The 14832-nt window shown below is 63.5% G+C and carries 9 protein-coding genes; 1 reads left to right on the plus strand and 8 read right to left on the minus strand.

All coding sequences use genetic code 11. From position 1 onward, the window contains the following. Positions 1-44 precede the first annotated feature (44 nt). Positions 45-1187, plus strand: a complete 1143-nt coding sequence (uxuA, locus tag CGL56_RS14795) for a mannonate dehydratase (RefSeq protein ID WP_099107346.1) — start codon at positions 45-47, stop codon at positions 1185-1187. On the opposite strand, the gene CGL56_RS14800 is transcribed toward uxuA, so the two are convergent. From CGL56_RS14800 to CGL56_RS14835, 8 genes are all read right to left on the minus strand, one after another. Further along, positions 1171-4026 carry a gliding motility-associated C-terminal domain-containing protein gene (locus CGL56_RS14800; protein ID WP_167641699.1) on the minus strand — a complete coding sequence of 952 codons (2856 nt, stop codon included), beginning with the start codon at positions 4024-4026 and terminating at the stop codon, positions 1171-1173. The two genes, uxuA and CGL56_RS14800, sit on opposite strands and share 17 nt — an antisense overlap. Before the next feature lie 145 nt (positions 4027-4171). Further along, positions 4172-6964 (minus strand): gliding motility-associated C-terminal domain-containing protein, encoded by a 2793-nt coding sequence (locus CGL56_RS14805; RefSeq protein ID WP_143470744.1) that lies wholly within the window; start codon positions 6962-6964, stop codon positions 4172-4174. A 160-nt stretch (positions 6965-7124) separates the two neighbouring features. Further along, positions 7125-7862: an SDR family NAD(P)-dependent oxidoreductase gene (locus CGL56_RS14810; RefSeq protein ID WP_099107349.1), complete on the minus strand. Its 738-nt coding sequence runs from the start codon at positions 7860-7862 to the stop codon at positions 7125-7127. A gap of 48 nt (positions 7863-7910) precedes the next feature. Then, the gene (gene nagB / locus CGL56_RS14815; RefSeq protein WP_099107350.1) at positions 7911-9893 is read right to left on the minus strand and encodes a glucosamine-6-phosphate deaminase; all 1983 of its coding nucleotides are present in this window, start codon (positions 9891-9893) and stop codon (positions 7911-7913) included. Positions 9894-9983: 90 nt separating this feature from the next. Next, entirely contained in the window at positions 9984-10841 is an 858-nt protein-coding gene (locus CGL56_RS14820) for a phosphatase PAP2 family protein (protein WP_099107351.1), read from the minus strand. Between the two features lie 48 nt (positions 10842-10889). Further along, positions 10890-11747 (minus strand): phosphatase PAP2 family protein, encoded by an 858-nt coding sequence (locus tag CGL56_RS14825; RefSeq protein WP_245851988.1) that lies wholly within the window; start codon positions 11745-11747, stop codon positions 10890-10892. Positions 11748-11807: 60 nt separating this feature from the next. Next, the gene (locus CGL56_RS14830; RefSeq protein ID WP_099107353.1) at positions 11808-13511 is read right to left on the minus strand and encodes a DUF6909 family protein; all 1704 of its coding nucleotides are present in this window, start codon (positions 13509-13511) and stop codon (positions 11808-11810) included. Between the two features lie 13 nt (positions 13512-13524). Then, positions 13525-14634 carry a hypothetical protein gene (locus tag CGL56_RS14835; RefSeq protein ID WP_143470745.1) on the minus strand — a complete coding sequence of 370 codons (1110 nt, stop codon included), beginning with the start codon at positions 14632-14634 and terminating at the stop codon, positions 13525-13527. Between the last annotated feature and the right edge of the window lie 198 nt (positions 14635-14832).

The raw sequence follows: 14832 nt of genomic DNA on the forward strand, positions 1-14832 counted from the left end.
GAAATGCTACATTCGTTGATCACAAACTGAAAATCCACCCACCTATGTATCCTACCTGGCGCTGGTACGGCCCGAAAGACCCCATCAGCATTGAAGAAGTATCCGCCCTGGACATCCGGGGCGTCGTGACCGCCCTCCACCACGTGGAGAACGGAGCCGTGTGGAGCCAGGAGGAGATCCGGCAGCGGAAGAAGGAGCTGGGCAGCATGCCCTGGTCGGTAGTGGAGAGCGTGCCCGTCCACGAGGGCATCAAGCAGAACACTGATGCGGCCCCCCAGCTGATCGAGAATTACTGCCGCACCCTGGAGAACCTGTCGGCCGAAGGCATCACCACGGTATGCTACAACTTCATGCCGGTCCTCGACTGGACCCGCACCCGCCTGGCGGTACCCGTGCCCGGGGGAACCACCGTAGCCCTGTACGGCCTGGACCTGATCGCCTTCGACATCTTCATGCTGGCCCGGCCCCACGCCGCGGAGGACTACCCGGCGGAGCTCGTCGAGTTGGCCACCGACCACTACGAAAGTATGGGCCCCGAGGATCGGCAAGAGGTGATGGACAATATGCTGAAGGGATTGCCCGGCTCGGAGGAGAGCTTCGACCTGGCCTCCTTCAAGGAATCCATCGAGCCCTACCTCCACATCCCCCGCGCCACCTTCAAGGAGAACCTCCAGCGCTTCCTGGAGGAGGTGGTACCCGTAGCCACGAAGGAGGGAATTAAACTGACCATCCACCCCGACGATCCACCGTGGTCGGTAGTGGGCCTGCCGCGGATCGTCTCCACCGCCGCCGACCTGGAAGATATCCTGGAGATGGTCGACGAGGAAGCCAATGGCCTCTGTCTCTGTACCGGTTCGCTGGGTTCACGGGAGGACAATGACCTGCCCGCCATGGCCCGGAAGTACCTGGACCGCATCCACTTCGTACACCTGCGCAACGTGGCCCTGAAGCCCCACGCCAGCTTTGAAGAAAGCGGTCACCTGCAGGGCGACGTCGATATGGCGGCCGTGATGGGCGAGCTACTGCGTGCCAAAAACGACGTACCCTACCGGCCGGACCACGGCTTTACCCTCTTTGACGACCGCAAGCGCCGCACCAATCCGGGCTACAGCCTGTACGGCCGCATGCGCGGATTGGCGGAGCTGGAGGGCCTGCGGCGCGGCCTGTCGGCTAGTCGACCAGCGTAACGGAGCCCTTTATGGGTACCGTCATGCCGTTGTCCAGGCGAAGGTGACCTACGTAGGCGAACACTCCGGAGGTCAGTAGCTGCCCGCGGTAGGTACCGTCCCATGCTGGCTCGGAGCCGTCGATGCTCTGGTAGATCAGTTCTCCCCAGCGGTCGAAGATCATCAGGTCGGTGAGGGTGCCCGCGCCGGGCCCCAGGTGGAGCCGGAACTCATCGTTGACGTTGTCGCCGTTGGGGCTGAAGGCCGTCGGGGCGTAGACGTTCGGGGCCTGGTCTACCTGTACCAGGATGCGGTCGGTGATTTCACAGTTCTGCGCGGTGGTGTAGGTCACCCGGTATTCGGTGCTCACGACCGGGGCGACGCTCAGGGTGGCGTATCCGTAGGCGCAGTCCGAGCAGTCCAGGTTGCCGGGGGAGGGGTTCCAGGAAAAGCGTCCCCGCGTGAGGTCGGTACCCGGACTTTCGATGTTGAGGATGGCCGAATCGCCGAGGGAAATGCGCAGGTCTTTCCCGAGCTCAAACTCCGGCGGGGCTTCCAAGCTCACCACGGTGGCCGCGGAGGAGCAGCCGGCCGCGTCGATCACCTGCAGTCGGTAGGTGCCGCCGGTAAGGCCGGTAAAGGTGGGGTCGGCCTGCTCGGGGTAGCCCGCCAGCCGGAAGCGGTAGGGCGCGCGGCCGCCGGCTACGGCAGCGTGGATGGTCCCGCTGTCGGGGTCGCTGCAGTCGGCAAAGGCGGTGGTAACGGTAGTCTGGAGCGGTGGCGTACCCTGGATGGTGGCCTCCTGGCGGAGGCTACAGCCCCTGGCGTCGGTAATTTCCACGGTGTAGTTTCCGGCGGGCAGGTTGCTACGGCTGGAGAGGTTCTCGTGGGTGGGGTCGGGGGCCCCTTCGTAGAACCAGCGGTAGCGGAAGGGGGCGGTGCCGGTGACTGAGGTCACGCTGATGCTGCCGCCACTCCGGCAACCGGCGGGTTCGGTGGCCAACTGGGCGGTAAAGGAATCGGCCTCACCAACGGTGTAGGCGAAGGTTCGGGGGCAGTGGCTGCCGTCCATCAGGGTGACGGAGTAGGTGCCGGGGCGGCTGACCGACAGGGTAGCGGTGCCGTCGCCGACGGGTTTGCCGGCGGGGTCGACCCAGCTGAACTCAGTACCCGAATAGCCGGCCGGCAGGCTCAGACGAACAGTTCCCGTACCGGTACGGCAGGTGATGTCCTCCACCGAGGCCTGGGGTTCGGGGAAGGGGGTGCTGCTGGCAATGCGGATGGTTTCGGTTTCCAGTCCACAGCCGTTGCCGAGGAAGGCCAGGATCTCCTTCACTTCGCCGGCCACGACCTGCAGTTCACCGTCGCGGGCCGTGAGGGGCTCTCCGGTTTCCTTGTTGCGGAAGTAGTAGCGGGGTTCGTGGGCGTTGCTGGTGACGCGGATGGTCACGGTTTCTCCCGCACAGGGTTGCCGGGGCGTTTGGGTAATTTCGTATGCGAAGGGAACGTCCTGCTCCACCACGATGGTTTCGGTGTGCTCCACGCAGGCCTCGCTCACCGTCACGCGGTAGGTACCGGCTTCGGTCACGACGTGCTTGGGACCCTCGCTGCCGTCGGACCAGCGGTAGGTAGCACCGGTGAAGCGGCGGGGGGAGAGCACGATCGAGTCCTGGTTGCTGCACAGCGCGATGCTGTCGGCGAAGTGGTCGGTAACGATGGGGCGCTGAATGACCACCGGCTCGGTGAGGGCGCAGCCCAGGGGGGTGGTCACCCGCAGGACGTACTTGCCATCCACCTGGGCGCCGCTGCGGAGCTGCAAGGTCCGGTCGGTAGCGCCGGACAAGGCTACCCCGTTGCGGTACCACTGGTAGGTGGCACCGGGGGAGGGCGTACCGGTGAGGGTGATGGTTTCGTCGCAGACGGTCAGTCCGTCGACCTGCACCGGGCCGGCCACGGGCTCGGCGAAGGCCGCGGGCTCGTTCAGGATCAGGTCATCGATAAAGTAGTAGTTGCGGTAGTTGCCACCGTCAGGGCGCCCGTTGTCGGCCGCGCAGGAGCCGCCGATGGCGAACCCGGCGTAGGTGCTCCTGGATACGAAGTCCACCTGCTCGGCGGTCCAGCTGCCGGCCTTGCCGTTCACCGTAACGTTGGCGATCAGTTCGTAGCCTTCGGCGCCCGATTCCTCGGGGCAGCCGTAAAAGGAACCGAAATTCAGCTGCTCACAATCGCGGACGCCGTAGATGCTGAGTTCGACGGTTTCCGGGGAGCGCACATCCACTACGGTTTCGTCCTCGGTGGCCCGCTGGGGCTCCATGAAGCCCAGGTTAAAGGTGAGGCGGTAGGGCCGCCCGGCTTCCATGACCTGACCGTCGACCAGGCAGGCGGCGAGGTATTCGCGGTACTTTTTGGTGGCGGTGCCGTTTCCGTTAACGAAGGAGGCATCGGGGGTGTCCCGCACGCCTACCCAAAAGCCGGCTACGCCCGTACCGCTCGGCAGGGGGCGGGGCAGGGCGGCGGGGAAGAAGGGACCGGCGTTGGTGAAGGTGAAGGCGTTCCAGGAATCGGTGGTGCCGAGGGAGGCCCGCTTCCAGCCGGTGAGGCAGTTGGCCTGGTTGACGGCATCGGGGCGGCCACCGGGTTGCCGGCTGGTACAGCCGAACTGACCGGGGTCAAATTGCTCCAGGGAAGGGTTGGGAAGCAGGGAAGTGAGGGTGGATGAAAGAGCGCAGCTACAGTTTTCCTTATCGTTTAAATCTACCAGTCCATCGCCATCGTCGTCGATGCCATTAGAACAGTTTTCTTGTGCGGATAAAGAAGGACCAACTAATAAGAAGGTAAGCAGCAACGCCCAAGTCCTCATCAAGAGGACAAGCTGGGCGGTTGTCACAGTGTTGTGTTTAGTTCAATAGTGTTTTAAAACGCAAAGCAAATATATCATAAAGATATACGCTTTACACAATAAAAGCAGAACTAAATCACTTGTTCGCCGCCCGGCCCTGGTTTTTCTACCGAATCAGCTGAATGGTACCCTTCACCTGGGTGGTGCCGCCGCGCCGCAGCCGCAGTTCCCCGTGGTAGAAGTAGGTGCCGGTGGTGACGGGCTGGCCGAAGCGGGTGCCGTCCCAGGCTACGGCTTCGGCACTGGTTTCCCAGACGAGGCCACCCCAGCGGTCGAAGACCCGGAAACTTTCCACCCCGGTGATGCCCACGTTGGGGTAGAGCTCCAGCAGGTCATTGTTGCCGTCGCCGTTGGGACTGAAGGCGGTAGGAACGAAGGCGCGGATGGAGTTGTTGACGTTCACCACCAGGCTGTCGGTGTAGACGCAGTTGTCGGGGGTCACGAACTCCACCGTGTACCAGGCGGTAGCTTCCGGCGTGCTCACCGCGGTCAGGGGACCATCGGGGAATTCCAGTTCGGCGTTGGAGTCCCAGAAGATGAGGGCTTCTTCCGGATTGGTGCCGCTGACGTTCAGGTTCAGCTGCATGGTTTCGCCGTAGTTGATCCGCTGGTCGGTACCCAGCTCCACTACGACGGGCTCGGGGTAGCTCACCTCGGCTTCCAGGGGGGGCGCTTCACAATTCAGGGCATCGATAACCTGCACGGTGTAGCGACCTTCGGGCAGCCCGGCGAGGGAGGCCTCGGGTTGCAGGCCGCCGCCGCCGACGGAGTAGGCGTAGGGCGCTACGCCACCGCTAACCTCGATATCCAGGCGGGCGGTGTTGGCGGGGGAGCAGCCTTCCACCTCCACCACGGCGGTGGCCTGCAGCGGATCGGGACCGGTAATGGTGAATTCTTCCAGTTGCGAGCAACCGTCCTGGTCGCTGACGCGGGCCACGTAGTTGCCGCGGGGCAGGTCGGTGATCACCGAAGCGGAGGAGCCGAAGGGTGGCTGGTCGGCGGCCGGCCGCCATTCGATGGCGTAGGGTGGGGTGCCACCGCTGGCCAGGGCACTGGCCGATCCGTCCGGGCCGCAGGCGGCGTCGGTGGTGAGCACGTCGACCGAGAACTGCCGGTCCGTCACCGTATAGCTGAAGGTCGTGGCGCAGTTGGCTTCCCCGGAAAGGGTAACCTGGTAGGTGCCCGGCGCCTGTACGGGCAGGACGCTTTCGGTAGCCGCTGCGAGCGGCAGACCGTCCGGGCCGCTCCAGGCAAATTGGTCGGGGGCGGAACCGGTAACCGAAAGGGCGATGGCCCCGGTGGGGCCCTGGCAGTTCAGGTCGGTGACCGCGGCCTCGGCCGTGAACTTGGGCAGGGCGGCTACCACGATCTTGTCCGTGTACATGCTACACGAAGAGATGAACATGGCGGAGATGGTGTCCACTTCACCGGCCACGACCCGGATGGGGGCGCTACCGGAGACGTAGTGGCGCTCCTCCTCGGAAACGGTATAAATAACCAGGGGAGCGTACCAGCCGGTCTCGAGGGAGATTTCCACCGTATCGCCCAGGCAGGGGTTCTCCGGGGTCATGCGGTAGCGGTAGCTGATGTCGTTGGTTTCCACGGCCGTGAAGGACTCTACCCGTTCCTGGCAGGCGGAGCTGATGGTGACCGAGTAGGTGCCGGGTTTCGACACCGGCAGGTAGCTGCGGTTGCTGCCGTCGCTCCAGGTGTAGGTGCCGGCCGACTGGTGGGAGGCAAAAACGGTGGCGCCGCCGCCGTTACACAGGGCGACGGAGTCGGGGAACTGGTCGTAGATCACCGGACGCTGGATGCGGACCGCCTCGGTGGTGGCGCAGCCCGCCGCGCTTTCGATGCGCAGGGTATAGTTGCCGTCGATGTCGGAGGCGGGCGTCAGGGCCAGGGAAGGCTGGGTGGCGTCGGGCACCGCTACCCCGTCGTGGTACCACTGGTAGGTGGCTCCGGCAGTGGGCTGTCCGCGCAGGACGAGCTCGTCGGCGCACATGCTCTGGCCTTCGATGGATACGGGGCCGGCTACCGGTTCTTCAAAGGCTTCCCGGCGGTTGAGGATGAGGTCGTCGATGAAGTAGTAGTTGCGGTAGTACTTGCTGTCCGTGCGGGTCTGGTCGTCGGCGCAGCTGCCCCCGATGGCGAAGGCGGCGTAGTCTCCCAGGGCGGTAAAGTCGACCGAGGCGGGGGTCCAGCTGCCGGGGGTGCCCTCCACGGTTACGTTGGCGATGAGTTCGTATCCCGCGGCGGCGGCTTCCTCGGGGCAGCCGTAGAAGCTGCCGAAGTCCAGCTGGTTGCAATCCTTTACACCATATACGCTGAGTTCCACGCCGGAGGGAGAGGCTACGTCGATTTTCCGGCCCTGGAAGTGGTAGGTTTCCTGTTCGGCGAAGCCCAGGTGAAAGGTGAGCCGGTAGTCAACTCCGCTTTTGATTTCGTTGCCGGGTTCGAAGCAGGCAGCGAGGTATTCGCGGTAGCTTTTGGCCCAGGTGCGGTTGCCGTTGCGGAACTGGTTGCCGTTGGTGTCCTTGATGCCGACCCAGAAGCCGGCCACGCTGGATCCGCTGGGCAGGGGCTGCGGCAGCTTGCTCGGAAAGCCTGGGCCACCGCTGGGCAGGGTGAAGGCGTTCCAGGCGTCGGTGGTGCCCAGGCTGATGCGCTGCCAGCCTACCAGACAGTTGGCCTGGTTGGTGTTGTCGGGCAAGCCGTTGGGTTGCTGGGAACCACAGCCGGCCTGGCCCGCGGAGAACTCCTCCAGGGATGGGTTCGGCAACAGGGAGGCCACGGTGGACGGGAGGTTACAGCCTTCCTGCCCCATAAGGGGTTGGGACAGCGACAGCACCAACAGGGCTACGCCAAGGCATAGGGGGGAAAGGGTTCGGGACAACACAGAAAAGGGTGTAGATGAGAGACACTGATGCCACCGTCGATCCCGAAAGCTTAAAAAAGTGGATCGCGGTGCAAAAAACTATCCCCTTAACTGATCCGGCCGCCCGGAAATTATGTGAAGAAGCAATTTCCGCTGCGCCGTACCGTAACCTCCTGAATGGTCAGCCATTAAGTTTGATGTACCCCCCGTCGATGGGGAAGTCGGTACCCGTGATGAAGGCCGCCTCGTCCGAGCAGAGGTAGGCGGCCAGGTAGCCCACCTCCTCCGGACGCCCCATGCGACCGATGGGCTGGGTGGCCGACAACTGGTCGAACACCTCCGCTTCCCGGCCGGGGTAATTCCGTTCGAGGTATTGGTCCACGAAGGGGGTATGCACCCGGGCCGGGGAGATGCTGTTGCAGCGGATGCCGTGGGCGAGGTAGTCCTTGGCCAGGGAGTAGGTCATGGTCAGCACCGCCCCCTTGGTCATGGAGTAGGCGAAGCGTTCGGCGATGCCGACCGTAGCCGCAATGGAAGCCATGTTGAGGATCACCCCGCCGCCGCCGTCCTTGAGGTGGCCGATGGCCGCCAGGGCGCAGTTGTAGACCCCCTTTACGTTGACGGCGTACAGGCGGTCCAGGTCGGCCTCGGCCGTCTGCTCCAGGGTGCCGACGAAGCCGATGCCGGCGTTGTTGACCAGGATGTCCAGCCGGCCGGCTTCCGCGACGACCCCGTCGACCGCTTCGCGCACCTCCTGCTGTTTTGTTACGTCGCAGCGGAGGCTGTCCTTAGCCCCCTCCGCCAGATCGAGTACAAACACGCGGGCCCCGCGCTCCCGCAGCACCTTCGTGATGGCCGCGCCGATGCCGCTGTTGCCACCGGTAACGATGGCTACCTTACCCGCAAGGGAATGAATCATGGAGGGAAGTTTTGGTGGTGAACCCGGAACCCGCGCGCCGGCGCCGCCCTAGCTTACGGGCTCCGCCGTGCGGCGGAATTCCCAGCGGCGGAAGGCTTCGATGGCTTCGTACTCCGTCAGGCCCAGCTGGTTGTACAGGCGGGCGGTTTCCCGGTTGCGCTGCTCAGCGCGCTGCCAGAATTCCCGGTGGTCCTCACCCTGGAACATGGCGCCGTCCTTCTGGCTCTGGTGGAAGAAGATGGCGTTCCGCTTGGCCTCCACCTGGGCGGGGCTGAGGGGGACGGCCATTTCGATTTCGTGGATCGGCCACTCCTGCCAGGCGCCGCGGTAGAGCCACAGCCAAGTATCCTTGATGGCGGCGGGCTGCTCTTCCTCCAGCTGCTCGAGGGCGCGGAAGATGGCATCCAGACACACCTTGTGGGTACCGTGGGGATCCGCCAGGTCACCGGCGGCGAAGATCTGGTGGGGTTCCACCTTTTCGATCAGCTCCCGCACGATGCGGATGTCATCGGGGCCCAGGTCGTCCTTGATGCTCTTCCCGGTTTCGTAGAAGGGCATGTCCAGGAAGTGGATGTTGGCGTCCTGGAGGCCGACGAAGCGGGCACCGGCGATGGCCTCGCCGCGGCGGATCAGGCCCTTGATGGTCCGGACCTCTTTGGAATCGGGTTGCGACTTGTTGCGGCTGTCGTTCAGCTCCTGGATGATGAAGTCCAGGCGGGCGTTCCCGGAGCCCAGGTTCTGGTTGAGGTCACGGGCGAACTCGGCGAAGCGCAGGGCGTCGGCGTCGGAAACGGCGATGTTGCCGCTGGTCTGGTAAGCTACGTGTACGTCGTGGCCCTGCTCCACCAGGCGGGCGAAGGTGCCCCCCATGCTGATGACGTCGTCGTCCGGGTGGGGGCTGAAGAGGATAACCCGCTTGCGGGCCGGGTCGCGGCGCTCGGGGCGCTGGCTGTCGTCGACGTTGGGCTTGCCGCCGGGCCAGCCGGTGATGGTGTGCTGCAGCTTGTTGAACATGCGGATGTTCAGGTCGTAGGCCGAGCCGTGGAGGGCCAGCAGGTCCGACATGCCGTTGCTGTTGTAGTCCCGCTCGGTGAGCTTGAGGATGGGCTTGTCGACGTGGCGGCTGAGCCAGATGATGGCCTTGCGCTCCAGGGTGTCCGTCCACTCGCAGGGGCCCACGAGCCAGGGCGTGTTGAAGCGGCGCAGGTCGGCGCTCGACTCTTCGTCCAGCAGCACGGTTACGTTCGGGTGGTCCTGGAGGTAGGTGGCGGGGATCTCCGAGGTGCGTTCCTCCTCGATGGTCTTCTGGATGATCTCGGCCTTCTTGTGGCCCCAGGCCAGCAGTACGATGCGCCGCGCCTGGCTGATGGTCTGGATGCCCATGGTGATGGCGCGGGTGGGCACGTTGGAGATGCCCTGGAAGTCGCCGGCGGCGTCGACCCGCGTCAGGTGGTCCAGGGTGATGAGGCGGGTGAGGGAGCGGGAGTGGGAGCCGGGTTCGTTGAAGCCCACGTGGCCCGTCCGGCCGATGCCGAGCAGCTGGAAGTCGAGTCCGCCGGCCTCCCGGATCATGGCCTCGTACTGCATGCAGTGGTCGTAAACCTTCTCCAAGGGAATGTTCCCTTCGGGAATGTGGATGTTGCGGGGATCCACGTTCACGTGGTTGAACAGGTGCTCGTGCATGAAGTACCAGTAGGAGTTGCGGCTCCCCCGGGGCAGTTCGTAGTATTCGTCGAGGTTGAAGGTGATCACGTGACTGAAATCAAGCCCTTCCTCCCGGTGCAGCCGCACCAGCTCCGCGTAGACCCGGATGGGGGAAGACCCCGTAGCCAGGCCCAGCACGCAGGATTCCCCCTTGTCGGCCTTGGAGCGCATCAGGTCGGCGATCTCGTGGGCCACGGCGATCGAGGCCTTGGCGGAATCGCGGAAGACCTCTACGTGCATCTTTTCGTAGCGGGTGACGTCCGTACTGCCGACGTGGCGGTAGCTGATGTCTACGTTGGGTTGGTCGTGGATTGATAAGTCTAACATAATACCTTGGTTAATGAACCGGAAAGATAATTCGCGGCTCGCTTCCGGGACGCTTGGATGCGGAGTAAGCGGTGCGCTTCGGGCCTAAACTTAATAGGTAATTACGAAACCCACGCTACCCGTTCCATCGTGGTAGCCGCCGCCCAGGGAGAGGCGGCTGCGGTGGTTGCGGGCCCAGGTTTTGTGGATGTGGGGCACCATGACGCCGAAGAAGGCGCCGACCCCGAGCCCTACCACCGTATCGGTCGGAAAATGCTTCAGCGCCCGCACCCGCTGTACGGCCACGAAGGCCGGGGGTAGGCTCGCCAGGGTGAAGGCGATGGCGCGGTGGCCGGCCGTCCACTGGGGGTTGTAGTCGGACAGCACCTTGGTAAAGAAAAAGGTACCCACCGCGGTAGTGCTCACGTGGCCGCTGAAGAAGCTGTTGCGGTTATTGCCCGCCTGCCGGTCCTCATAGCTCAGCTCATCGTAGTAGGCCACGGGGCGGTAGCGGTCGATGAACAGGGGACCCAGGGGGCTGAAGGCGTAGGTGGCGGCCGACAGCGCGTGGGCTTCCAGGTAAAGCACGCTGATGTCCAGCCAGTCCTTGCGGAATTTCCTATTTACGAAGAGCGTAAGCGGCAGGAGCACCGAGCCATTGAAAAAGTAGTCGCTGGCTTCCTCGCTTTTGAAGCGTTTCAGGGCATCCTGCTCCAGCCCCCAGCGGTCGAGGCGACCCACCTCCATGGTCTGGAGTCGTTGCAGGGTTTCGTCGCTGATCTCCTCCTTGCTGCGCAGGGCGTCGATGCCGGTGGTGGCCCCGACCATCACGGCCAGTCCGCCCAGCCCTTCGTAGAGGTGGCGCACCCGGTATACGGATTCCGTCTTGGGGTCAGGCGCCAGCGCCGGTTGGGCCAGCAGGGAAAGGTGAAGGAGGCAGAGCAGAAAGGCGAGTAGGGGTCGGGGCATGGTAGGGGAATTCCGTAGTGGAAACTGCCCCTGCCGCCGGAGGTTCGGCTAGTACTTCAGCACCAGCGCCAGTCCGCCCGCGCCTCCGCCGTACACCGGACTGAGGCTCAGCGAGCTGCGGTGGCGGGCCTTCCACCATTTGTGCAGGCTGGGAACGCCAATGCCGCTAATGGCCCCTACGCCCAGCCCCACCAATACATCGGTAGGGTAGTGCTTGAGGCCCTTGACGCGCAGCCACCCCCCCAGGAGGGAGGGGACGGTAGCCCCGGTATACAGCAGGGCCCGCTGCCCCCCGGTCAGGTCCGGGTTGTAGTCGTCGATCATGCGGGCGAAAAAGTAAAAGCCGGTGGACATGGTCGATACGTGGCCACTGAACATGCTGTTCCACTCATTGCCGTCGGTGCGCTCCTCGTAGGGGAATTCCGGGTAGTAGGACTTCGGCCGGATTCGGTCCACCAGGGTGGGACCGAAGGGGGCAAAACCGTAAAACAGTCCCTGGGTGGTCTGGGCTTCCAGGTACATCAGGGTGATGTCGAACCAGTCGCGGCGGTATTTTTTCCAGATGAAGAGCCCGAAGGGCAGCCACTGGCCCGTATTGAAGAGGTAGTCGCTCTGGATGATGGCCTGCTTGTGCTTGTCCACGTCCATCCGCAGGGCGATGCGGTCGAAGCCGTTCACGTCCTCGGCCCGCAGTTCCTGCAGCGTTTCCCGGGGGATGGGGGGCTTGTCCTGGAGGGAGAGCAACCGTTGCTGGCTGGCGTAGGCGCCTACGGCGATGGCCGGTACGCTTACCCATGGATTTACCGCGTAGCGCTCCGAGGAGCGGAAGATGGAATCGAGTTGGAGCCCCTGGGCGAAAAGGGAGCAGTTCAACACCAGGAGGATCAGGACGGTCAGGGTACGCACAATAGGGGATTTGTCCGCAAAAGCGGGGCCGGAGTGATTGAGAAGAAGGCGGCTCGTAGCTTACGAGTGAAAAATGCTTTTCAGGATCTCAACCGTAATTAGGTAAGTAGGTTTGACGCCGTCGACACCTAAACTTCCGCTGGCCAGGGTGTGGCCGGTCACCAGGGGGTTATCACTGGCGTAGTAGGCGTAACGCAACTTCAGGTTCGGGTTGGCGCTCTTGCGGATGTGGGTGGCCGCCTGGATGGCTTTTTGGTAGTGGGCGCCCTCCATTTCCAGTCCTACGGCCTTCCAGCTGCTCTCCAGGAAATACTCAAGGATCTGGCGGTTCTGCAGGCTGGTGCCGAGTACGGTGACCATGGGGCCGCAGTAGACCCCCAGGCCGTGCCCCTCGAATTGATCCGGGGTAAAGCTGTTCTTGAAGGGATAGTTATCGGCTGTGCCTTCGAAGATGTGGGCGTCGGGGATCATCAGGTCGCCCTTTATGCCCTCCAGGATGCCGGCTTTGCCCATGATATTGATGCTTTCGACGGGCATTTCGTATACCTCATCGCTACCGGGGGGGTGGTAGGGACGCAGCAGCTCGTCCATGCTCTCGTAGGCCTGTTCGCCAAAGGCGTAATCCATCACCAGAATCACCGGGGCGGTGTCGGGGGTAGGGGCCGGGGCGAATTCCAGTTCCGGGCTGACCACCTTGGGGTCGAAGGCCGCGGTGTCGAAGAGTTGCACGCCGATGTTGCTGCCGCTGGTGTCGACGATCTCGATCATGCCGTTCTTCAGCGCCAGTTTCGTGACCAGTTCGCGCAGGTTGCGCCCTTCGGGCTGGGAGAGGGAACGGGCCACGTCGTAGACCGAGCGGCCGGCGCGGAGTTTCTGGGCGGTGGCCGCGGGTGCAAAGAGGGCGTTCATGACGCTGTGGAGGTTGGCGCTTACCACGTGGAGGGGGCGGCCGAAAAGCCCGCGCTCCAGCAGTACCTCCTTGACGGCGCTGGCCCACAGTTCGCCGAAGTAGTGGTGGCCGGTCTTTTCCCGCAGGGTGCTGGAAAAGGACACCTCCCGGTCGTGGTCGTTCTCCAGTTCCTCCTTAGCCAGCAGTCCGAGCCAGTAGGTGATGTGGAAGAGGGAGTTAACCATCTCCTCTTCGGCGAAGCGGCGGCAGGCGTCGACGATCTCGTTGTAGGTCCGGCCCAGCAGGGTGCTCAGGTAGGTGTAGGCCGTTTCAATCTTGAATTCCTCACCCTTCTTCTCCCGCTCCACGATTTCGGCCAGCAGCTGCCATTCCCGCTTCTGCCGCCCCTTGCTGTCGAGGCTGTTGCGGTAGATCTTGTTGGCCTCGGCGTAGAGAAAGGTGAGGTGGGTGAGGATGTCGTAGATGTCGCTGCGGCCGCGGGTCATCTCGATGTACATCTCGTGGACGTCGATGCGGTAGGCCTCCCGGCGGCGCTTCGGCGGCACGATGGGGGTGAAGTGACTGTTCTCGTACCCTTCCCGGGTGATGAGGCGGATGAAGCGGCACTCCTCGATGCCCTTGGGCAGCCGCTGAAATACGTAATGCAGCCCGTTCAGCTCTACCCGTTCGGTGTCGGTGATCGACCCGTAAATTTCGGGGCGGAGGATCATCAGGTTGTCCATCAGCGTCTTGCCGCTCATGCCTCCGGGCTTGTAGCTGCCGCGGATGAGCAGGTGACGCATGGCAATGTAGAGCCGCTGTACGGCGGCCCGGCTTTCTTGGGCGCGGGTACGGTTCTGGGGGATTTGAATCATGCCCCAAAGGTAATTACCGCCGGGTGGTTGCCCGGTAGTGGGCGGGGGAACTGCCCGGAGGGATGACCTCGGCGGTGGCCCCCCGCAACTGGTCGTAGAACAGTACGCTGGTGTTGCTGCTGATGGTGGCTAGCTCGTCGTAGAAGCGGTGGACGTAGCGCTGGAGAATCCGGCGGTCGTTGGTGGGCAGCAGGCTGAACTCGTCGATAAGGTTCAGCAGGTTGCGGCGCTGGCCCCGGAAATCCTGGCTCACGTTGCGCAGCACCCGGTCACTCTGACCGTAGCCCAGGTACACGCGGTGGTAAATGCTCTGCTGTCCGTGGTCGCTGGCCGGACTGGCGTAGGGCGCGCCTACCCAACCGCTGAAGTCGAAGTCGTAGCCTACGGGCAGCAGGCTGCCGTCGGGGCGCTGGACCAGCTTGACGTTGCGGTTCAGGGCCAGGCTCCAGTCGGCGTTGCCGATGAGGTACTGGAACATGGCGTGGGTGGCCTCGGCGGTGGGGTCGAAGAGGTCGGCATCGAGGCTGGGCAGTTCGTCGATCTCCTTGCCTCCGGCCCGGGCCGCCATTTCGTCGGCGTCCTCGATGAGAAAGGCGTAGGCGGTGGTCTCGGGGTGGCTACCGGACAGGTCGCGGATGGTGAGCCGCAGCAGTTGGGTACGGTAGTGTGCATCGGGGCTAAAGAGGGCGTAGGCCCGGTAGGCCAGGTATTCCTTCAGTAGCAATGCGGTGGCTGTACTGTCTGCGTAGCAGGTGGTTACCAGCTTGTACTTGTCGTGGTCCAGCAGGCCGGCGGCCCGCAGTTCCTTCTTGGAGAAGTTGAGCTTCAGGGGCGGGGTGGCACAGCGGGTACGGCGGAATTTGCCCCGCAGCGATGCCTCGGTACCCAGGGTGAGTACCTCTCCGTCGCCGTCGGTGTAGGAGAAGGTGGCCGGTTGGGGGGTGCGGGTATCCTTGCGGATGCTGTCGACGGGCAGGGTCAGCACCACGTCGACGGCCTCGGTGGCCAGCTCCTGGTAGAGGCGGTCGAAAAGAGACTCCTGGGCGGCGACGCGACCAGCCAGAAAAGGGCTGAGCATCAGGGCCAGAAAAAAGGTGGCGGCAAGAGAATGATATCTTGTCATACGGAACACGATGATATGTCCCGGTAACGGCCGAAAGGCAGGTGAGTTGTGGTGGTAAAAACCGAATTAATATTGGTTTTACGTATCTTGTCGGGCGGGTCGGCGAAGGAATATCGGCCTGCTTTCACTGCGTAAAATATATGTCGGTTTCCCGTCCGGCCGCAGACTTTTGCCATCCTCCGGAATCTCTTCCGCCAA

Origin of the sequence: Neolewinella marina (genome assembly GCF_002631205.1) — a bacterium.
GTDB lineage: Bacteria > Bacteroidota > Bacteroidia > Chitinophagales > Saprospiraceae > Neolewinella > Neolewinella marina.